The organism is Pusillimonas sp. ANT_WB101, from assembly GCF_008369125.1.
Classification (GTDB): domain Bacteria; phylum Pseudomonadota; class Gammaproteobacteria; order Burkholderiales; family Burkholderiaceae_B; genus Allopusillimonas.
This window is the reverse complement of the sequence record NZ_VOAY01000003.1, coordinates 255,402-275,958: the sequence shown is the minus strand read 5'-3', so window position 1 is coordinate 275,958 and position 20,557 is coordinate 255,402. Positions and strand designations below refer to the sequence as shown.

The following is a 20,557-nucleotide window of genomic DNA, read 5'->3' as shown; positions in this document are numbered from 1 at the left end:
CATGACTGGACGCATCGTAGCTCGCTATCGGAAGCTGGTCTTTTTTACCTGGTTTCTGACGCTGGACTTGATCATGTTCGGCGCTTTCGTGCGCCTGACCGATTCAGGTCTGGGCTGCCCAGACTGGCCTGGTTGCTACGGCAAGATCACGCCCGTGGGAGCCAGTGCGCACATTGAGCAGGCACTTAGCTCAATGCCATATGGGGCGGTCAGTTTTTCCAAAGCCTGGATAGAAATGGTTCACCGCTATGTGGGTTCTATTCTGGGCATGCTCATTATCGCTATTGTCTACTTTTCCTGGCGCTATCGGCGCGAACTGGGGCATTCTCTCAGACTGGCGGTGGTTACATTGGTTGCCGTGTGTGTGCAGGGCGCATTTGGCGCATGGACGGTCACTCATCAGCTTATGCCGCTGGTCGTGACTTCACATCTGCTGGGCGGCATGTTGTTGCTGGCCTTGATGACGTGGCTGGCCGCCCGTGAGAAAACACACGCGCCCGTGTCAGCGCTAGCTGTGCGTTGGCGTCCCTGGATGATCTGTGGTCTGGCACTTTTGTTTATCCAGATTGCCCTGGGTGGCTGGGTAAGTACCAACTATGCCGCGCTGGCCTGCATGGACTTCCCAACCTGCCACGGGCAATGGGTGCCTGATATGGACTTTCGCAACGGCTACTCGCTGGTGCGTGGCCTGGGGGTGCTGCCTTCGGGCGAGATGATTTCACAACAGGCACTTACAGCCATACACTGGGTACATCGCAATTTCGCCTTGCTGGTGTTTGTTTACCTGGGGTTGCTTGGCTGGAAGATGCGCACTGACCCTGGTCTGCGAGGGCCTGCGCATTTGTTGCTGGCGTTGCTTGCGGCGCAGTTGCTGACCGGCTTGACCACCATTTTTTTCCAGTGGCCGCTGCTGATTGCAGTGCTGCACAATGGCGGCGCGGCAGGGCTTACCCTTGTCTGCGTCACGTTACTGGTGCGTCTTGCGCGCGCCAAGGATAGAATACCAACATGACGACCGCTATCGCTCACTCCCCGTCTTTACTCCGCCAATATCTGGTCCTGACCAAACCTCGGGTCACGCAGCTGGCGGTGTTCTGTGCCGTTATTGGCATGTTTCTGGCCAGCCCCGGTCTGCCAGATATGGGCCTTGTGGTGGCGGGTACGGTGGGTATCTGGCTGCTCGCAGCGGCGGCATTTGCCATTAATTGCCTTATTGAGCACGAGGTCGACGCACGCATGTTGCGCACCAAACGGCGTGGTACGGCGCAGGGCACCATAAGCACCTTGCACGTTCTCATGATGTCAGGCCTGCTGGGCGGGTTGGGCATGCTGGTGCTTTACCACCTGGTCAACCCACTGACCATGTGGCTTACGCTTGCCACGTTTGTGGGCTATGCCGTTATTTATACGGCAGTGTTAAAACCGCTTACCCCACAAAACATTGTCATTGGTGGGTTGTCGGGCGCCATGCCCCCTGCACTGGGCTGGGCCACGGTGGCTAACTCCGTGCCTGCCGAGGCGTGGTTGCTTGTACTCATTATCTTTATCTGGACACCGCCTCATTTCTGGGCGCTGGCCCTGTATCGCAATCACGACTACGAAAAAGCGGGCCTGCCCATGTTGCCCGTTACACATGGCAAGCGGTTTACGCGCCTGCACATCCTGCTTTACAGCGTGGTACTGTTCGCGGCGACACTGCTGCCTTTTGTTATTCGCATGAGTGGCGTGTTTTACCTGGCATCGGCCATTGTGCTCAGTGGTATGTTCGTCAGGTATTCATGGATGCTGTATAAAGAGTATTCTGACGAGTTGTCCCGCAAGCTGTTCCGGTTTTCAATCTTGTACCTTGCCCTGCTGTTCGGTGCGCTGCTTGTCGATCACTGGATCCGCCTTATTTAAGCTGTTTTTTGGTAGTTTTTATGTTTGCTTTCTCAATCAAGCGTCGCCGCATCATGGCTCTTTCGGCCGCTGTGGCGCTTTCTGCAACCCTTGTCGCATGCGGCGACAAGCAGGTTGAATTCAAGGGTTCTGATATTTCCGGCACCCATCTCGGCAAAGAGATGGTTATGCAAGACGCTTCAGGTCAAAAGCGCACCTTGGCCGATTACAAGGGCAAAGTCAAAGTTATCTTCTTTGGCTATACACAGTGCCCTGATGTGTGCCCCACCTCCATGGCCGAGCTGGCTGCAACCATGGAACTGCTGGGTGATGACGCCGATAAGGTGCAGGTTATTATGATCAGCGTTGACCCAGACCGTGATACGCCTGAAATTCTGGCGGCCTACACCAGTGCCTTTAACCCAGGTTTCATTGGTCTTAGCGGCACGCACCAACAGCTGGCCAGCACAGCAAAGTCGTTCAAGGCGTACTACGCCAAATCAGCGGGCCCTACGCCTGAGCAGTACACCATGGACCACGCCGCCTCGTTCTATATTCTCGATAAAGAAGGTGAGGCGCGTGTTCTGGTATCTGGCAACGCCAGTGCCGATGATATTGCCAGCGACATAAAGCAGCTTCTGTAGGCTGTTGGGCCTTATATGGGCCGGGGTAGTGCGTCTTCCCCGGTATCATCTCGCTGCTCATCGGGTCCGGTACCTGTGTTTGTCAGATCAGGCAAAGGCTCGTGTGAGCGTTTGCCTGACTCAAACTCTTCCCATACCTGCAAGGCGCGCAAACGCTGATTGACCACTGTAGTAATGGCGTCGCGCAAGACAGGTTCTCGGGCCATCAATTTGTCGATGTCGCGCTCCCGCAACATAAGCAAACGGCTGTAGCCCAGCGACGTGGCCTTGTAGGTAAAGTCGCGCCCCGTCATCAGGCTCATTTCGCCAAAGAATTCGCCAGTACCCAGTTCGACGGTTGTGTTGTCTGGCAGGTGAATAATGACGGCGCCGGATGCAACAATGTACATGACGTGGCCTCTGCGATGATGCATCGGGATTTCCTGGTCTGGCAATGCCAGACGAGGTTTGAGCAGACGGCAGACCGATTTCATTGAGTCGGCGTCCAGCCCTTCAAACAAGGGCACGCGCTTGACCAGGTCTACCGTGCTCAGCGCCATATCCAACGCGGGGTGCTGCTGCACGTGCAGCCATTTAAGGTTTGTTTGCTTTATAAGATCGGCATACATCTCACCTGTAATCAGAGACTGCGTCAGCATGTCGCGGTAGCGTAGGCGCTCTAGCGCTCGCGCCATGCGCCCCAGGTAGGCCTCCTGTAGCCAACGGGCAAATTCAGGGTACTGAAGAGTCATGGCTTGCAACGATTTTTCGGTTTGGGTCAGCCGATAATGATGTGCGTCGACAATGATCTGGGTTGCTTCCGGGCCGAGTAAGGGTTGTATCTCTTTTTCAGCAAACTGGATAAGAGACCGTGCAACCGTCCGCTTGTTCATGAGGTTGATGAATCGCTTGGCGAGCTCGCTGGCCAGCCAGCCCTGATAACCAAACAAAATGTGCACGCGAAGTGCCATGCGGAATGCGGTCGAATAGCGTAGATCGGCCGTAATGGCGCTGCGAAAGCCGTTAAGACCGCCTGCTCGAATGGCGTCGCTGAGGCGCTCTGCACGTGCCAGCAAAGATTCGGCAGCGCGCCAGTCTACGACTTGGGCCTTCAGGGTGTCAAAGAACATCTCTTCTTCGCGGGCTGCGACGATGGCCAAGCCTATTGAAACTTTCTGGTCGAGCGTAAGCTGCGCCGCACTGCCGCCATCAATACCAGCCTGCGCCGCATCGAATACCGCATTGATCTTGCTGCAGGCTTCGCCGCCAATTTGTTCGTTGTCGGCAATGGCTTGGGTGCGCTCGCGCACGTCATCAAGCGCGATTACCACAGCTTGGTTGCGCAAGAGTCGCTCAAACAGTGGCAGTTGATCCAGGCCAAGCCGACGGATGAGCGTGCGCAAGCTAATGCCGTTGATCAGCAACGTCATCAATACGAAGCCCGTGGTGGCGACAGCCACAAACTGGCGTGCTTCATACGGTACGTTGTGCTGTTCAGTGACCGCCAGTGCCAGAGCCAGTGAGACGGCACCGCGCAACCCGCCCCACCACATGACGATGCGGTATGACGGGCTGACGCGGGTGCCAAAGCGTGTGAGGCCGAGCAAGGGCAGCATGCCAAAAACCATGGCCGCCCTGGCGATGAGGGTGACGACAAACACGACAATGATTAAACCTACCTGCACCCAGGTGATGTCGGCCATCATGCGGGGAATCAGCATGGCGGCAAATACGAAAATAAGCGAACTTGCCCAGAAACCAAACTGTGACCACGCACCGGACAGTTGCTCGAACGTGGCGGGCGACATACGGGTGCGCCCTGTTGAGCCAACGACCAATCCGGCGATTACGGTTGCCACTACCCCCGAGACGCCAAGATAGTGATCAGACACATAAAAGGTAAGGTAGGCCAGCGCGACGGTAAGTGTGATTTCGGCCGTTGGCCAGCCGCGTAGCCAGATAAACAGCCCACTTGCCAGCCTGCCCATGAGAAAGCCAGCGAGGCCGCCACCGATGAAGGAGAACAAGAAATTGTTGAATACTTTGCCGGTGGAAAGCGCCTCGCCGCCAAACAAGACGGAAAGCAGCACCGAGTACAGTGCGATGGACGCGGCGTCATTAAACAGCGATTCGCCCTCGACCAACGTGGTGAGCCGCTTTGGTGCACCCACATCACGAAAGATGCCGACGACGGCTGCCGGATCGGTCGTGGCGACAATGGCGCCCAGCATCAGGCAGACGACCAGTCCATAGTCAGAGATATAGCTGAGGGTGAATCCGACAGCCAGAGTGCAGACCACCACCGCCACGATGGCCATCATGAGAATGGGGCCAATATCGTCCAGCAGTCGCCGAACGTTCATGGACAATGCCGTCTCGAACAGTAGAACGGGCAGGAAGACAAACAGAAACGTTTCCGACGAGACTTCGAAGTTTTGCAGGGAATCGAGAAAGTCGGACATGACCATGGGCGCCCAGCCATGAACATGAATGATCAGCCCAAGAATAAAGCCAACGATGGCCAGAAGAACAGAATAGGGTAATTGCAGACGCCCGGCTATCGGTGGCATGAATGACACCAGAGCGAGCAAGCCCGCCAAGCCAAATACCACGTGTCCTACATCCATGAACGCCTCGTCACACCTTCAGAGCTTGGGAGTACTAAGAATACTTGATTTTGGTCGTGGCACTGGGTAGCTGGGACATGCCTGGGTGCTAATTTGTGTTTTTGACGTTGCGGGGTAATCAAGCTGGCTTGAAAACTGGAAGCAGGGTGGCTTAAGACGAAAAAAGGGACACCATTGTGGTGTCCCGAAACATCCGCTTCAATAGGGAGGGGAAGAGGAGAAGCCGAAGCGGATGATGAACGGGTGCTCACGCATGTTGAGAGCAAATTCCGCGTTCATGTAGCTTAGGGGTCGCCGTCGACGTTAAGTTCCCGCCTGAGAAACCAAGATGTATGTAATTGTGTCAGCAGTTGCCCCACCTGCCAGCGGCGGGCGGGGCGGGTATGAAATTATGACGCCAGTGCGACACGCAGTTTTTTGAAAGCGGCGGCTTCAATTTGGCGAATGCGCTCGGCCGAAACGCCGAATTCTGCCGCCAGGTCATGGAGGGTGGCTCCGCCTTCATCTTGCAGCCAGCGTGCCTGCACGATGCGTCGTGAGCGGTCGTCAAGCCCGTCAATGGCGTGGGTTAGCCCCTCGCTTTGCAGTGTGTCGTAAGCCTGGCGCTCAAGTACCCGGGAGGGCTCTTGCTGCCCTTCGTCTGACAGATAAGAGATGGGCGCGAAATCATTGTCGTCGCCTTCGCGGGCGTCAAGCGCCATTTCGCGGCCAGACATGCGCACTTCCATTTCGGCAACATCTTGCGGACGCACGTTGAGCTCTTGGGCGATGGCGTTTACCTGATCAGGATCAAGGCTTTGACCGCTGTCGTCAGGACGCATGCGGCGCAGGTTGAAAAACAACTTGCGCTGGGCCTTGGTGGTGGCCACTTTGACCAGACGCCAGTTGCGCACAATGTATTCGTGGATCTCGGCCTTGATCCAATGTACAGCGAAAGAAACCAGCCGTACGCCGCGCTCTGGATCAAAGCGCTTAACAGCCTTCATCAGACCTACGTTGCCTTCCTGAATAAGATCAGCGTGGGGTAGGCCATAGCCGAGATACTGGCGCGCTACAGATACCACCAGACGCAAGTGTGAGGTAATAAGCTGGCGGGCTGCGTCTAGGTCAGACTCGTCGCGCAACCGCTTTCCCAGTGATACCTCGTCAGCCGCTGTAAGCATGGGCAAACGATTGACAGCGCTGATATACGCCTCGATTGTGCCAAGGGCGCCTGGATTGGATACCGCTACTGCCAACTGTTGGTTGGTGAGTGCTAAGGATTGCGTGTTGTTTGTCATCGTATATTAACGATCCTTTGAAAGATACCTAACATTATTTTAGCACTGTAGCTCATAGAGTGCTAACGCCGAAAACATAGTGAAATTAGACGCTTATGTGTCCGGAAGGTTCCTTGTGGCCGGGCTTCGCTTACGTACTGCCGTGTCGGGTTGCGCTTGTGGCGGCCACGATGGGAAGCCGTTGAGCCCGGCCTGGTCGAGATAAGCACACCCGGAAGACCTGGCCGAATAGGATAAGGCTAATTTTCAGTTGCTGCCTTCTTCAAATTTGCTGCTCAGAAAATCAATGAAAGCGCGCGTTCGTGCCGGCATAAGTCGAGAGGAAAATAAGGCCATCAGCGGAATTGGAGCGAACTGCCAGTCGGGCAGTATCCGTGTGAGTGGCTCGACCCGGCCCAAGTGCGCCAGATCATTGAGCGACAGGGGAACAATACCAGCACCCAGACCCGCCATGCGCGACAGCATGATGACGTTGTTAAGGGCCATGCGGCCTCTGACCTGCACTTCTTGCATGATCTCCCCATTATAAAGCTGCCAGAGGGAGTCTTCACGGCTCGTTGATGTGCGCAGACACTCGTGGTGAACAAGCTCGGCAGGTGTAGTTGGCAAGCCGTGGATGGCCAAGTATTGCGTTGATGCATACAGCCCCAGACGGATGCTACCCATCTGGTGCGCCACAAGCCCGGAATCAGGTGCATTGCCGATGCGGATGAGAATATCTACGGGCTCGACAAGAAGATCAAGAGGTCTTATGCCCAGGTCGTACTCGCACTCAATGTCGGGATAACGCTGGGTAAACTCAAGCATTGCTGCGGGTAGGAACATAAGTGCAAAGCTCGAGGGCATGGAAATGCGTAAACGACCTTTGGGCTGGCTGACAGCTTCTATGAGTTGCTCGTGGGCAATACGTGCTTCGTCAACAATATGCTGGCAGCGCTCGAAGTAAACTGCACCGGCCTCGGTGAGCTCGACCCGGCGGGTACTGCGCTTGAGCAGACGTACTCCGATTGCGCGTTCGAGCAGGCTGATGCGACGTGACAGTGTAGACGCAGGCATATCAAGGGCGTCAGCACCGTGGGTAAAGCTTTTATGCCTGGCTACCGCAACAAACAGGGCAATGTCGTCAAGAGAGGTTGACTTGGATTGCATGGTTTGCATCAAATTTAATTGTAATGGTAGCAAGTGTTCTCGTGATACTCCATAGATTATTGATGTTTGTGGAAAAATGAATTCTGATTTCGTTATTTATCGGCCAACGCTTTTGTCACATACTAAATCTAATCTCAACACATAAATGTTTGTGGAAAAGACCTGAAAAGCCATTTGGTTTTTTACGTTTATTGGAGTTTTAGTATGAAAACCGTAATTTCCGCAGTGATGGTTGCTGTTGCCATGTCGGCGGGTATCACTGTCGCCCAGGCAGCCACCGAAACGCGTGCGCAAGTTGTGCAGCAATTACATCAGGCAGAGTCGCAAGGCCTGATCAGCGAAGGCGAACTTGGCTACCCAGTACAGCGTGCTCCAGGGCCAGAAGAAACGCATGCCCAGGTGCAGGCTCAGTTGCAAGCCGCGTTCAAGGACGGCGAGGTCAACGAATTCGGCATGGACAACCCCCCTCACATGGCTGTTAGTACCAAAACTCGCAGCCAGGTAGAGCTTGCTTTGCAGCAGTATGAAGCCACGCATCAAAATCAGTTTATTGAACACTAAGTTGTGGCGCCACTTTAAGACTTGTGCAACATACAGCACGCTATACTTCGACCTTCGAAGGGCTATCTCAAATCCAGCCACAAAATGGCGATACAGACGGCCCCGTGCTTCCAGTGCGGCGGCGTGAATGACCATGGGTTGGGTGCGTGATGGCAATCTCGAATGTAATAAAACTGGCCACGGCCGTTCTGGCATGTGGCCTGTTTGCTGCCTGTGCGTCTAACCGGCAGGGCGTGTCTTCTAATTTGGCCAAACAGCTTGTTGTACATGACATCGTCTTGCTGGGCGAAGTGCATGACAACGCGCAGGCGCATCGTCAACGAACCCAGGCTTTACAGCAGGCTATGCAAGACGGCTGGCGTCCGATTATTGCCATGGAGCAGTTCGATCGGCAGCAGCAGGCGAGACTGGATGAAGCCATGCAAACCTGCACCGATGCACAGTGCGTAATTCAGAAAGCTGCGCCTGACGCCAAAGGGTGGGAATGGGCTTATTACGAACCCGTGATCGATCTGGCGTTAAAGCATGGCTTGCGGGTTCTGGCGGCCAATCTTTCTCGCGCCGACGCTGCCAGTATTATGCAACATGGTTTTTCTTCCGTTTTCTCGGCTGAGGTCACGCACGAGCTCGGCTTAGATGCCCCGTTGCCGCTTGATTTACTGCAGGTGCAGGAACATGATGTGCAGCAGGGGCATTGCGGTTTGCTTCCTGAACAAATTGTAAATGGCATGGCGCAGGCCCAGATCGCGCGGGATGCAGTTATGGCTTTCATCGTGCGCCAGGCATCACAGGGTGGCCACAAACCTGTTGTTTTGCTGGCCGGCAATGGTCATATTCTCAAGCAGAGCGGCGTGCCCCGTTGGCTGGGACATGCCGATGTGTTTGCTGTGGGTTTTACTGAAACGCCAGCAGCCTCCGAAGACTATGACTATGATGTGGTCGTTCCTGCGTTTGACCGCACAGATCAGTGTGAAGCTTTGCGTCGCCGTTTTCCATCACAGTCTGCCTCTTAGCGCCAACACCCTGCATGCAGGGTCATTGTTCAGGCAGAGTTGGCGGCGCCCAGAATGCTTCAGTGATGGCCTGGGTATGCAGCAGCGGTGCCCAGCATGCCTCGGTGTTGGCCCAGGCATGCTGCAGCGGCGGCTAGCACGCTTGGGTATTGGCTCAGTCATCCAGCAGCGACACACGATACGCGTTGGTACTGGCCCAGGCATGCAGCAGCAACGCCCTGCACACTTCAGTTATTCATCCGAACATCAAGCCGTTCAGATAACCCCAGCGCTTCTTAGACGCTCAATGGCATTCTGGTCAAAGCCCAGTTCTGCCAATACCGACTCGGTATGCTCCCCCAGCGCCGGCCCCCCGCTGCTAAAGCTTCCTGGCGTGGCGCTAAGCTTTGGTACGACCCCGGGCACCTTGAGTGCAGAGCCGTCCGCAAGAGTAATGTTCTGGATCATCTCTCGCGCCTGGTACTGCCCGTCTTCCACAATGTCTTTTACCGTGTAGATTTTTCCTGCTGGCACACCTGCGCTTGCGAGCAAGGAAAGTGCGTCGTCCAGTGCGTGCTGACGGCTCCAGGCGGCGATGGCCTCGTCGATTTGAGCCATGGCAGCCACACGGCCGTGGTTGCGGGCTAGGGTGGGGTCGCTGCCAAGATCATCCCGATTGATGAGTGCCATCAAGCGTCTGAAAATGCTATCGCCGTTGCCGGCGATCAGTACATAGCTTCCATCAGCACAAGGGTAGGCGTTGGTGGGCGCGATACCCTGAATGGCGCTGCCAGCGGGTTCGCGCACCATGCCTAGCCGGTCATACTCGGGTACGGCGCCTTCCATCATGTTAAATACTGACTCATACAAGGCTACGTCAATGACTTGCCCCTTGCCTGAGCCGTTATCACGGTGGTAAAGCGCCATCATGATGCCGATAACACCATGCAGCGCTGATAATGAATCGCCAATGCTTATGCCTGGCCGCACCGGCGCTTTGCCTGGTTCGCCCGTGATATACCTGAACCCGCCCATGGCTTCGGCCACAACGCCGTATCCTGGCAGATCGCGCATGGGGCCAGTCTGGCCGTAGCCCGAGATGCGCAGCATGATGAGGCGAGGGTTCTGCACAGACAACGTCTCGTAGCCTAGCCCCCACTTTTCAAGCGTGCCAGGGCGAAAATTTTCGATGAGAATGTCGGCTTCCACGATGAGCCTGCGTGCAATGTCTTGCCCTTCTTTTTGGCGTAAGTCTAGCGCCAGTGATTTTTTGTTGCGGGCCTGCACATGCCACCACATCGAGGTTTCACCTGCAGGCGTGCGCCATGAGCGCAGTGGGTCGCCGCCCTCGGGTGGTTCGATTTTGATGACTTCTGCGCCAAAGTCGCCCAGTGTTTTGCCCGCAAAAGGGCCCGCGATCAGGCTGCCCATTTCGACGACACGAATGCCATCGAGAGGTCGTTGATTCATGCATATGCTCCGGAATGTCCCCTGATTCAAATGGGAGGGGCGTTCTTTTAAAGTTTTAGGGTGAAAATTAACGCCCCATCATATAGAAGCCCGAGTGTCTTTGTGAAGCGCGAGCCTGCTCACAATCCCTGCTAGAATTTGTTGCCGCCTTGTTCACAGTACTTTCAGGGTCATCCGCCCACTAGGCACTCATCATGAAAAAAACAGCAATAATTTATGCGCAGCTTGCGGTTGCGGTGCTGGTGCTTGGCTGTGCGGCGTCTGCTTGGGCCGAAACCAGCAGCGTGAGCCTGAGGGCCGGCTTAAACAACAATTATCAGCGTTATGAGCTTGCATGGGTGTCGCCGTCTGTATGGACGCACCGGTTCTCTGGAAACTGGGGCCGGCTGGATTTGGTCGGTGAGATGGGTGCAGCATACTGGCATGCTGATGGCGCACGTTCGCCGTCTAGTGTCTGGCAATTAAATGCAATTCCAATGCTGCGCTGGACGCTGCAAGACCGCTTTTACCTTGAGGTCGGCAGTGGCCCCACGCTCTTCTCGCGCACGCGGTTTGCTGATAAAACGTTAAGCACTGCTCTTCAGTTTGGCAGTCATGTTGGTGCAGGTGTCATGCTGTCCAGTGCCAGCAGCCTGGGGGTGCGACTCTCGCATTTTTCCAATGCCAATATCAAAAAGCCCAACCCTGGGCTTCAGGTTGTTCAACTGCAATACACTTATCGCTATTAAGCGTTAAACCGCGTCTTCGCTTCGAGCTTGGTGTGCAGTTGGCGCCAGTGCTAGTGACTCAATCTTCTCGAGGTCGAGCGTAGCCAACAGGTCCTGAATGCGATGAAAAAAAGGCGCGCAATCGGGTAGCGCTGCATGCATATTCATTAGCCACTCTTCAATTTCAGTAAGCTGGCCATCGCGTGCAAGTTTGGCAAGCGTCATGCGTTCGTAAGCGGGTGGCAATGGCGTTGACATGAGATGCTCAGTGGTTGCCGTGTTTTTGGTGATGACGTTGGCGGCGGACGGCATGGATTGCGACCATGCTACGGCGTCCCCGGTAGCAAGCGTCTTAATGCTAAAGCTGAACGTACTTCCGAGGCCAAGGGCACTGTCCAGTGATATCGTCCCGCCCATGTTCTCGACAATGCGTTGGGCAATGAACAGCCCCAGCCCAAGCCCGCCGTAGCTGGATCTTTCCTGGGTGAATGCCGAAAAAATGGTTGTCTGTTGCTCTGAGGCGATACCTATTCCAGAGTCGCTGACTGAGAATGTGAGGGTCCAGTGTTTGCGCCCATTGTCGACAGCACTCAGATTAAGGGCAATATGGCCATGCTGGGTGAATTTTGCTGCGTTTGACACCAGGTTTAACAGCACCTGCAGAAGTCTGCGCTGGTCAATGACAATCTGTGCCGGAATTGGGCTGGTGGCGGTGCAGGCGAAAGTATTGTTGTGCTGGGCACTCAGCGCGGCCATATAGTTGGTGACATCTTCCAGCAGGCAGGTGAGTGATGTGGGTTCGGGGTTGAGATTGAGAGGGTGCAGCTCATTTTTTGCGTAATCGAGCAGTTCGTCGATCAGTGTGAGCTGGTATTGTGCGCTGCGCTCAATGGCGCGAATGTACTGCGCTTGCGAAGGCTTTTTGTCGATATCCAGCAATTGGGCGTACCCGGCGATGGTCGCCAGCGGCGCCCGCAGATCATGGCCTATGTAGCTTAACGTCTCAGTTTTCTGCTGATTTTTTTCATTGGCATATTGCAGCGCAGAGTTTAACGCTTCCGTCTGTCGTTCCACCTCTGTCTGCAGGCGATTTTTCGCCTGTGTCTGGTGCTCCAGCAACGCCCGCTCGGCCCGACGGCGTTGCTTGGCGACGATGACGATCCAGGCGGCCAGAAAAGCCAGGTTAATGTAAAGACCAAGCAGGCCAGTCACAGGATTGCTGGTAGAGTCTCTCATGTTCAGCACGGTGACCCATTCGGGCAGAAAGCTGGCATCTCCTGAAAAACGAAGCGCGGTTTGCAATGTAAAGAACAAAGTGATCATCAGCATGATCCGTCCCGCAGGTGCCGAACGCTTGATCAGCACGACCGCAATGACAATGGTTATGATAGCGTGCGCCACCATGACGAAGTACCCGAGCCGCACTGAGATATGCACTTGGCCCGTTGCCGCCAGCGCCGCCAGGCCCAATTCTAAGGTTACCAGCGCAACGAGCCACGCTTTGCCTGATAGTTTTATCTGGAGCAATCGCGCTCCGCTCATTACAAAAATCAGAAACATCGCCAGCGATGCATAACCAAACACAGGTGTGGCGCGCACAGCCCAGTCGGTACTTTCAGGCCATAGAAACAGCTTTGAATAGCCACGACCGCTCATTTCGTACAGAGCGATCACCAGCGAGAGTGCTGTTAGCCAGGCAAATGCCCGGCTGCGTGAAAACACGGTGACATGCAAGGCGCCGACGGTCAGGGCCAGAAGGCCTCCTATAAGTAGACCATTCCACAATGACAGGCTGGCTTCATGCGCCGTAAAACTTTTTTCTGAATAAAGCCGCGGTGCGAGCATTAGGGCCTTGTCGCTCTGGATACGGACAAAAATAGTGGTTTGCTGGCCGGGCATCAGTACCACTGGGAATGCCTCGCGCCGGAAAACGCCGAGAGGTTGCTCTGATAAGGGCACAGCTTCGCCCGAATGTGTATGCGACCAACTGTTGCCGGTCATGCTTTGGAAGAAATCCAGATAAGTAATACTTGACGTGTCGCTGGCGAAACGCAAGGGCAGCGTTTCGCTGGTGTTGTTGACGAGGGTCAGTTTGAGCCACCAGGCCGAGCGCGAATAACGCGCACGGCTGGCATTGCCCTGCATGGGTACAAAGCCCTTGCTGGCCCCGACTGGCAGCTGCCGGATGTCATCAAAACCCATTTCTGCTGAAGCATCTTCGTACACCAAAGCGTTGTATTCGAGCGCTATTGGCTTGAAGTTTGGGTCAGTGATGTGCAGAACCCCTTGCGGACCGGCAGCTGAGGCCTGGGCGATGGCCCAGAGGCAAAGCAGTAGGCACAGCAGTGGCCGTGTCAGTAATAACCGCATCATGGCTTTTGGCCTCTCCTGTCACTGTTATCGGCTGTAAGCGCAGGGGTGGGGGCTATGGCTGCGCCTACGGAAGGTGGGGTTATTGCCAATTTTACGGGTATTGCTGTAATAATGTGTCAATCAGTGTTATTTTGCATCAAATTCAAGGTGATTGCGATGCATCGATTCAGGCTTTGTTCAGGTAACCCGACATGCTGCGATAGTAGTCTTTAACAGATTCAACAAGGAACAAGTCCCTGGTCACTTTGTTACGGCAGATTTCTGGGTTTTTAGCTGGTGCTGGGGCACTCCGACGACGCAGGCACGCAGACGTTGCGGTTGCATTACGCCACAGTGCAGGTAATTATCAATTACAAGATAGTGATTCCAATGTTTATGAAGCAATGGCCTGCAGGCTTTGGCATGCTCTGCATCTGGGTGGTGGCCAGCCAACTTATTGTGTCCGGTGCGCAGGCAGAAACGGGGTCTGAGAGGGCGTCACAACTCGACATAATCGTGATCACGCCTGAACGTATGTCGAAAGCCATCAGGGTTGACGATGTACGAGAGGCGTTGCGCTCTGTGCCGGGCAATGTCTCGGTTATCGACGGCGAGGACTATAGCGAGCGTACGGTAACAAGTCTTTCGGATGCGCTGTGGGGCGTGCCAGGGGTGCGCGCGCCCAGTGGCTCAGGCCAAGAAAGCGCTCGTGTATCGATACGCGGCTCGGGTCTTTCTTCGGGAGGCGTGCGTGGCCTGCGGCTTTTACGTGATGGCTTGCCCCTGGGAAGGCTAGATGATTTGGGCGATTCTATTTACGCTGACCCGGCAGGGGCAGATTACATGGAGGTGTTTCGCGGCGCCAACGCTATGGGATTGGGGGTCGCCACGCTAGGCGGTGCCATCAATCTGGTATCTCCTACAGGTTATTCGCGTCCAGGCGTAACCCTGCGTGTGGATGGTGGCACTCATGGTTACGCCAAAGGTGCGGCGACCATTGGGGAGGTTTTTGACAATGGCCTTGATTTTTACGCCTCAGCCAGCACCTTTCACTCAAATGGCGCGCGCGAGCATTCCGCGCAGACCCTATCCCGTTTTTATGGAAACGTGGGCTACCGTTTCAGCCCGACTTCGCGAGGGCGTCTGCACATGACCCGCGAGTTCTACAAGGTCGAGATGCCGGGGCCGCTTACGCGGTCGCAGTTGCAGAATGATCCGTCGCAAGCCAATGCAGACTATGTCGTGGCCGATTCACGCATACGCACGCATCCGCGCTGGCATACCGCATATGTTCATGAACTAGACCTTGGCGGCGATGACCATTTGTCGCTGGGCGCTTTTCACACAGGTACGAAGTTTGTCTCGCCTGGGACGGGCTATGTGAGCCACTATGATGCGACAGATTACGGCGTATCATGGCGCCATGAGATCAACCGTCGTCCGGGCGGACGGGATAACCAGTTTGTTTGGGGCGGCAACCTTGGCAGAGGGCGTAGTCATGACGCTGCCACGTGGCCAGACTATCTGGCCCCTCTGCCGTTCCCGCTGAGCGCAAATCTGGCTACGCTGGACGCGAAGCGCGCCAATCTGGAGCTCTTTGCCGAGAACACATATTGGGCTCGGCCCGATCTGGCATTGATCGTAGGGGCGCAGGCCACCAGGGTCTGGCGACGTACTGACAATCATGTCGCGCCACTGGCTGCTGCCTATTTTCCTGACGGTAGCGCAACGGCACGCTATTCGGGGCTCAGCCCCAGGTTGGGAATTGTGTGGGATGTAGCGAGCGATGCTCAGGTTTTTGCCAATGTGAGCCGTAGTTATGAGCCGCCCAACAGCCTCAATTTCTATACGTTTGAGGGCTTGCTGAAAGCGCAGCGCGCCACGACGGCAGAACTGGGCACACGTGGAGGAAGTGATGATCTGGGCTGGGAGCTGGCTGCCTATCATTCATGGGTGCGTGACGAGATTTTGCTGGCGGCTGATGCCGGGAACCCCTATCTGCCGGCGCGTGCGCACAACGCCAGAGCGACACGACATATGGGGCTTGAACTCGGTATCCACGGGCGTTGGCGCCCGACCGGGCTGCCTGGCTATCTGGATTGGCGGTTAGCCTACACATGGAGTCGTTTCCGGTTTTACGATGATGCCGTCTATGGCAACAATGCGATTCCGGGCGTGCCACCTCATATGGCGCAGCTCACTATGTTGTACCGACACCCCTCCGGGTTTTATGCGGGGCCAGGGATAGAAACAGCATCAGGGTGGTATGTGGATCAGGCGAACAGCGTGAAGGCACCGGGATATGGCGTTGTTAATTTCACTATGGGTTATGAGGCACCTGACGGAAAGTACCGTGTGGCGCTTGATGGTCGCAATCTGACGGGCAAACGTTATGCTGCCATGACTGAATATGTGCTTGACGCCCGCAAGATGGGTGATAAGCGCTACTTTACGCCGGGCCAGCAGCGCGCTGTTTTTTTATCGCTGCAGATGGGGTTTTGAACATGTATCTTTAAACGCAAGCTTGCGCTCTGCTGGAGGAGTTCGGCCTGGCCGTTCATTTTCTATAGTAATGAGTGCTCCTTGTGTAAGAAGCACTCCGGTCGCCGGACGAGGGGCTTCACCCGGTTTTGTCCGCAATTCGCAGGTGCTCAAGCGTATGTGACCAGTGCCGGGTTGTCGGCGTTTTCGAGTATTTTTCGAACCCGTTCCTGCCAGGCCTGGCCAAACTCTTCATTGCGAACGCTATCGCCTTGTCCTGCAATAATCGTGCGTAATGCCGGCATAAGCTCGGGACTGGGCGGCACAATGCTTGCGTGGTAACTGGTGGTAATGGCCGCGCCGGTATCGAGCCGCGTGTAGCGTATCTCGCCGGGTATGTCTACATTGAAAAACAGCAGACCGCGCCGGTCGTATTTTCCGCCTAAGCCTTTGAAACCTGTGTCAATGGTGGCACCGGTGATCATGCTGATGACATTGGCGATAACGCCTGTTACGCCATTGGTTTGGTCGTCCTGAAACTCTACCTTAATGTCGCCACGTTCTGGCAGATCATCACCATACAGCTTTTTTAGCGCATTGCGCGTCATGAGATAAGCCCCCGCCACAGTCGGACACGAGTGGCCGGCCAGCTTTACGATGTCTCCATAGCTGTATTCGATGATGCCATTGCGCGATGCGCCGAGCAGGTCGGCCAGCGGATCGCGAAGCGTGATGGTGGGAGCGGTGTCGAAAAATGCGGGAAAGCTCATGACAGAATCCTGAAAATAATGCGTCCTGTGTACGTCGTACTTTGTCTGCGTGTGTCGCTGCATGACGCCAGACACGAGGTGCGACAGGCAGGGTAAAGCGTATCGGCGTAAGGTGAGAGGCTACGGCTGATTGTAGTGGTTACAGTGAGCAGGCGATCGCTTAACCATGACGCCCGAGTGGCGATGCAAAAAGCAAGCATGCTGGCAGAACACCCGGCAAAGCGTGTAACATGATGACCATGTTCGGCGCGCCGATATGGGCCTGCAGCACACAGTACTGTGCCAGGGTTAGGGTGCCGCATTACAGTCCCTGAACGGTAACCGACCTTGCTTTGTCATTCATGCTGCAAGCGTTTCCGCTTCGCTGAACCAGCGGTTGCGGTACGGGGCAGATTCATTTCCGCAGGAGAAAAGCAATGAATAATCCCAACAGTTTCGGGGCCCGAGGGTCGCTGGATGTCGGCGGTAAAAAATATCAAATCTACAAGCTCGACGCGCTTCGCGATCAGGGCCTTGATGTGTCCAAGCTGCCATACGGGCTTAAGGTGCTGTTAGAGAACCTGTTGCGCAATGAAGGCCAAGGTTCGGTGTCTGCCGACGATGTTCGTGCGCTTGCACAATGGGATCCATCTTCACAGCCTAATCGCGAGATTGCTTTTACCCCTGCGCGCGTTGTGCTGCAAGACTTTACCGGCGTACCTGCTGTGGTCGACCTCGCCGCCATGCGCGAGGCCATGCAAGATCTGGGTGGGGATCCATCCCTCATCAACCCGTTGGCACCTGTTGAGCTGGTTATCGACCACTCGGTCATTGTTGACGCGTTTGGTACCGCCTCCGCCTTTGATCAAAACGTAGAAATTGAATACCAGCGCAACATCGAACGTTATCAGTTCTTGCGCTGGGGCCAGAGCGCCTTTGATGATTTCAAAGTTGTGCCTCCCGGCACAGGCATTGTCCATCAGGTTAACCTTGAGCATCTGTCCAGAGTCGTATTCACGCGCGAAACCGATGGCGAGTTGATCGCATACCCAGATACCTGTGTGGGCACTGACTCACATACCCCCATGGTCAACGGTCTGGGCGTTGTGGCCTGGGGTGTTGGCGGCATCGAGGCCGAAGCAGGCATGCTGGGGCAGCCCATCTCCATGCTTATACCGCGTGTTGTGGGGTTCAAACTTACGGGCTCGCTCCCTGAAGGGTCTACCGCCACCGACCTGGTGCTGACTATTACCGAAATGTTGCGCAAACATGGCGTGGTGGGCAAGTTTGTTGAGTTCTACGGCCCGGGTGTTGCTGCAGTGCCACTGGCCAACCGCGCCACGATTGGCAATATGAGCCCCGAGTATGGCTCCACAATCTCTATTTTCCCCATAGACCAGGTTACGCTTGACTACATGAGGCTCACAGGCCGCAGCGAAGACCAGATTGCACTGGTCGAGGCCTATGCCAAAGAGCAGGGCATGTGGCACGACCCTGAGCACGAGCCCAGCTATTCTGAAACACTTGAGCTTGACCTGTCGACAGTGCAACCGTCTATCGCTGGCCCCAAACGGCCGCAAGACCGTATTGCCCTGTCCAAGTCTCAAGAGGCCTTCCGGGGTGCGCTGGCTGCTCTGGTAGGCTTGCCCAAGCAAAAACCCCAGGGCTACGACAAGGGTGTGTTTGAGTCTTTCCCGGCCTCTGATCCTCCTTCGCAAAGCAAGTGGGAGGTACGCTCCGAAGAACCTACCAATCATGTAAGCGACGACACAGGTCCGGATGCGCAAATCTCCGACCCTGTTGCCATTACGCTCGCTGATGGCACGGCATGCAAAATTGATCATGGTGCTGTGGTTATTGCCGCCATTACTTCGTGTACCAATACTTCTAACCCGACAGTCATGATTGCTGCGGCGCTACTGGCCAAAAATGCCGTTGAGCGTGGCCTGAGCCGCAAGCCTTGGGTCAAGACCAGTCTGGCACCTGGGTCCAGAGTGGTCACAGACTACTACAACAAGGCCGGCCTTACCCCCTATCTGGAAGCGCTGGGCTTCAACCTGGTGGGCTATGGCTGTACCACATGTATTGGCAACTCTGGCCCGCTCATTCCCGAGGTAAGCCAGGCTGTTACTGGCCATGACCTGTCTGTGGTGTCGGTGCTGTCGGGCAATCGTAACTTCGAAGGCCGTATTCACGCCGAAGTTAAAATGAACTACCTGATGTCGCCGCCGCTGGTCGTCGCCTATGCTCTGGCCGGCACCATGAACATCGACCTGTTCAAGCAGCCGCTGGGCACTGGCAAAGACGGCAAGCCGGTCTTTCTTAAAGACATCTGGCCTTCGGCAGCCGAAGTTGCCGCCGTTGTTGAAAACTCCATTGCCTCTGACATGTACAAAAAAGGCTATGCCGATGTATTTGCGGGTGACGAGCGCTGGCAAGGTTTGCCTACGCCCGAAGGCAATATTTTTGAATGGGACGAGGCGTCTACTTACGTGCGTAAACCGCCGTATTTTGTCGATATGCCACGCGACCCTGCACCGGTTGGTGATATTTCAGGTGCGCGCGTACTGGCCCTGCTGGGCGATTCGGTAACTACCGACCATATCAGCCCGGCGGGTTCCATCTCCAAAACCTCACCTGCAGCTGCTTATCTTACCGAGCATGGCGTGGCGCCTAAAGATTTCAACTCGTATGGATCACGGCGGGGCAACCATGAGGTGATGATACGCGGCACGTTTGCCAACGTTCGCCTGCGCAACCAGCTGGCTCCAGGTACCGAAGGCGGGTTCACCCGCGACTTTACCCAGGGTGGCGGTCCGGTCACGACCATTTTTGACGCCTCGCGCAATTACATTGAAGCGGGCATCCCGCTGGTGATTCTGGCGGGCAAAGAATACGGCTCGGGGTCTTCGCGAGATTGGGCGGCCAAAGGCACGGTATTGCTAGGCGTGCGCGCGGTTATTGCTGAATCGTACGAGCGTATTCACAGGTCTAACTTGCTGGGTATGGGTGTGTTGCCACTGCAGTTTCCCGAAGGACAAAATGCCGAGACATTGGGGCTTACGGGTGAAGAGGTATTCACCATTACGGGCATTACCGGGCTAAACCAAGGTGGCATCCCGGCAACCGTGCGTGTACTGGCTGGTAGCGTGGCTTTTGATGCAGTCGTACGTATCGACACCCCGACCGAGGCAGAGTACTACCGACACGGCGGTATTATGCAATTTGCCTTGCGTAATCTGCTGCAGTAGGCAGTCGACCATGCTGTACTGCCGCCCTTGCAGGCGGCAGTTTATTTCACTATTTTGGGTGTGCTGTGTCAGATCAGGATCGTCTCATAGAAATTGAAATTAAGCTGACGCAGCAGGAAGACCTGGTGCACGAGCTGAATCGACAGGTTTACGCGCAGCAACGGCAAATTGCCGAACTGCGTGCGCTGTGCACAAGCCTTGCCAAGCGTCTGGGCCAGATGGCTGCCGACAGTGACGGGCCTGAGCCCTACACCGAAGAGCGTCCTCCTCATTACTGAGCCTAAGGTTTGCTTTTACGTAGCCGGTTCGCCGGTGTAACAGGCCCGCTTTACGGGCCTGTTTTTCTTGGCGCCAGTGGTGTGCCATGGGCTGAGTGCGTTGCCGCGTGTGCATAGCGTATTGCTGCATGCTGCCGCGTGTTCAAGGCGTATCGCTGC

Annotated in this window: 15 protein-coding genes; 9 read left to right on the top strand and 6 right to left on the bottom strand. The window is 55.5% G+C overall.

Annotation, left to right across the window (positions count from 1 at the left end):
- Window position 1: 1 nt before the first annotated feature.
- From FQ179_RS13965 to FQ179_RS13955, 3 genes are read left to right on the top strand one after another with little or no spacing between them, the layout of a single operon-like run.
- Complete coding sequence (locus FQ179_RS13965) at window positions 2-1,012, top strand: heme A synthase (protein WP_149397927.1); 1,011 nt, start codon at window positions 2-4, stop codon at window positions 1,010-1,012.
- Window positions 1,009-1,899, top strand: coding sequence for a heme o synthase (gene cyoE / locus FQ179_RS13960; protein ID WP_149397926.1), 891 nt, complete (start codon window positions 1,009-1,011; stop codon window positions 1,897-1,899). Before FQ179_RS13965 ends, cyoE begins: the two co-directional genes overlap by 4 nt.
- A 20-nt stretch (window positions 1,900-1,919) precedes the next feature.
- On the top strand, window positions 1,920-2,522 hold the full coding sequence (locus tag FQ179_RS13955) for an SCO family protein (RefSeq protein WP_149397925.1): 603 nt from the start codon (window positions 1,920-1,922) through the stop codon (window positions 2,520-2,522).
- Window positions 2,523-2,533: 11 nt separating this feature from the next.
- Here the strand turns inward: FQ179_RS13955 and FQ179_RS13950 are convergent, their stop codons facing one another.
- The 3 genes from FQ179_RS13950 to FQ179_RS13940 all read right to left on the bottom strand — a co-directional run bounded on the left by FQ179_RS13950 (window position 2,534) and on the right by FQ179_RS13940 (window position 7,557).
- The gene (locus FQ179_RS13950) at window positions 2,534-5,128 is read right to left on the bottom strand and encodes a cation:proton antiporter (protein ID WP_149397924.1); all 2,595 of its coding nucleotides are present in this window, start codon (window positions 5,126-5,128) and stop codon (window positions 2,534-2,536) included.
- 389 nt (window positions 5,129-5,517) lie between these two features.
- On the bottom strand, window positions 5,518-6,408 hold the full coding sequence (gene rpoH / locus FQ179_RS13945) for an RNA polymerase sigma factor RpoH (protein WP_149397923.1): 891 nt from the start codon (window positions 6,406-6,408) through the stop codon (window positions 5,518-5,520).
- A gap of 246 nt (window positions 6,409-6,654) precedes the next feature.
- The gene (locus FQ179_RS13940; protein ID WP_149397922.1) at window positions 6,655-7,557 is read right to left on the bottom strand and encodes a LysR family transcriptional regulator; all 903 of its coding nucleotides are present in this window, start codon (window positions 7,555-7,557) and stop codon (window positions 6,655-6,657) included.
- A gap of 204 nt (window positions 7,558-7,761) precedes the next feature.
- On the opposite strand from FQ179_RS13940, the gene FQ179_RS13935 reads away from it, so the two are divergent.
- Both FQ179_RS13935 and FQ179_RS13930 read left to right on the top strand, forming a co-directional pair.
- Complete coding sequence (locus tag FQ179_RS13935; RefSeq protein ID WP_149397921.1) at window positions 7,762-8,118, top strand: DUF4148 domain-containing protein; 357 nt, start codon at window positions 7,762-7,764, stop codon at window positions 8,116-8,118.
- A gap of 149 nt (window positions 8,119-8,267) precedes the next feature.
- Complete coding sequence (locus tag FQ179_RS13930; protein ID WP_149398342.1) at window positions 8,268-9,131, top strand: ChaN family lipoprotein; 864 nt, start codon at window positions 8,268-8,270, stop codon at window positions 9,129-9,131.
- Window positions 9,132-9,386: 255 nt separating this feature from the next.
- Here FQ179_RS13930 and FQ179_RS13925 read toward each other — a convergent pair whose 3' ends face one another.
- Window positions 9,387-10,580 (bottom strand): CaiB/BaiF CoA-transferase family protein, encoded by a 1,194-nt coding sequence (locus tag FQ179_RS13925; protein ID WP_149397920.1) that lies wholly within the window; start codon window positions 10,578-10,580, stop codon window positions 9,387-9,389.
- A gap of 194 nt (window positions 10,581-10,774) precedes the next feature.
- On the opposite strand from FQ179_RS13925, the gene FQ179_RS13920 reads away from it, so the two are divergent.
- Window positions 10,775-11,308 (top strand): acyloxyacyl hydrolase, encoded by a 534-nt coding sequence (locus tag FQ179_RS13920; protein WP_149397919.1) that lies wholly within the window; start codon window positions 10,775-10,777, stop codon window positions 11,306-11,308.
- 3 nt (window positions 11,309-11,311) lie between these two features.
- Here FQ179_RS13920 and FQ179_RS13915 read toward each other — a convergent pair whose 3' ends face one another.
- Window positions 11,312-13,660: an ATP-binding protein gene (locus FQ179_RS13915; RefSeq protein WP_149397918.1), complete on the bottom strand. Its 2,349-nt coding sequence runs from the start codon at window positions 13,658-13,660 to the stop codon at window positions 11,312-11,314.
- A 369-nt stretch (window positions 13,661-14,029) separates the two neighbouring features.
- Between FQ179_RS13915 and FQ179_RS13910 the strand changes: the two genes are divergently transcribed.
- Window positions 14,030-16,141 (top strand): TonB-dependent receptor domain-containing protein, encoded by a 2,112-nt coding sequence (locus tag FQ179_RS13910; protein WP_149397917.1) that lies wholly within the window; start codon window positions 14,030-14,032, stop codon window positions 16,139-16,141.
- Between the two features lie 149 nt (window positions 16,142-16,290).
- On the opposite strand, the gene FQ179_RS13905 is transcribed toward FQ179_RS13910, so the two are convergent.
- Window positions 16,291-16,890: an FmdE family protein gene (locus FQ179_RS13905; RefSeq protein WP_149397916.1), complete on the bottom strand. Its 600-nt coding sequence runs from the start codon at window positions 16,888-16,890 to the stop codon at window positions 16,291-16,293.
- A gap of 416 nt (window positions 16,891-17,306) precedes the next feature.
- Between FQ179_RS13905 and FQ179_RS13900 the strand changes: the two genes are divergently transcribed.
- Together FQ179_RS13900 and FQ179_RS13895 are read left to right on the top strand one after the other, a co-directional pair.
- Complete coding sequence (locus tag FQ179_RS13900; protein WP_149397915.1) at window positions 17,307-20,120, top strand: aconitate hydratase; 2,814 nt, start codon at window positions 17,307-17,309, stop codon at window positions 20,118-20,120.
- 65 nt (window positions 20,121-20,185) lie between these two features.
- Window positions 20,186-20,398: a SlyX family protein gene (locus tag FQ179_RS13895; protein WP_149397914.1), complete on the top strand. Its 213-nt coding sequence runs from the start codon at window positions 20,186-20,188 to the stop codon at window positions 20,396-20,398.
- Window positions 20,399-20,557 lie beyond the last annotated feature (159 nt).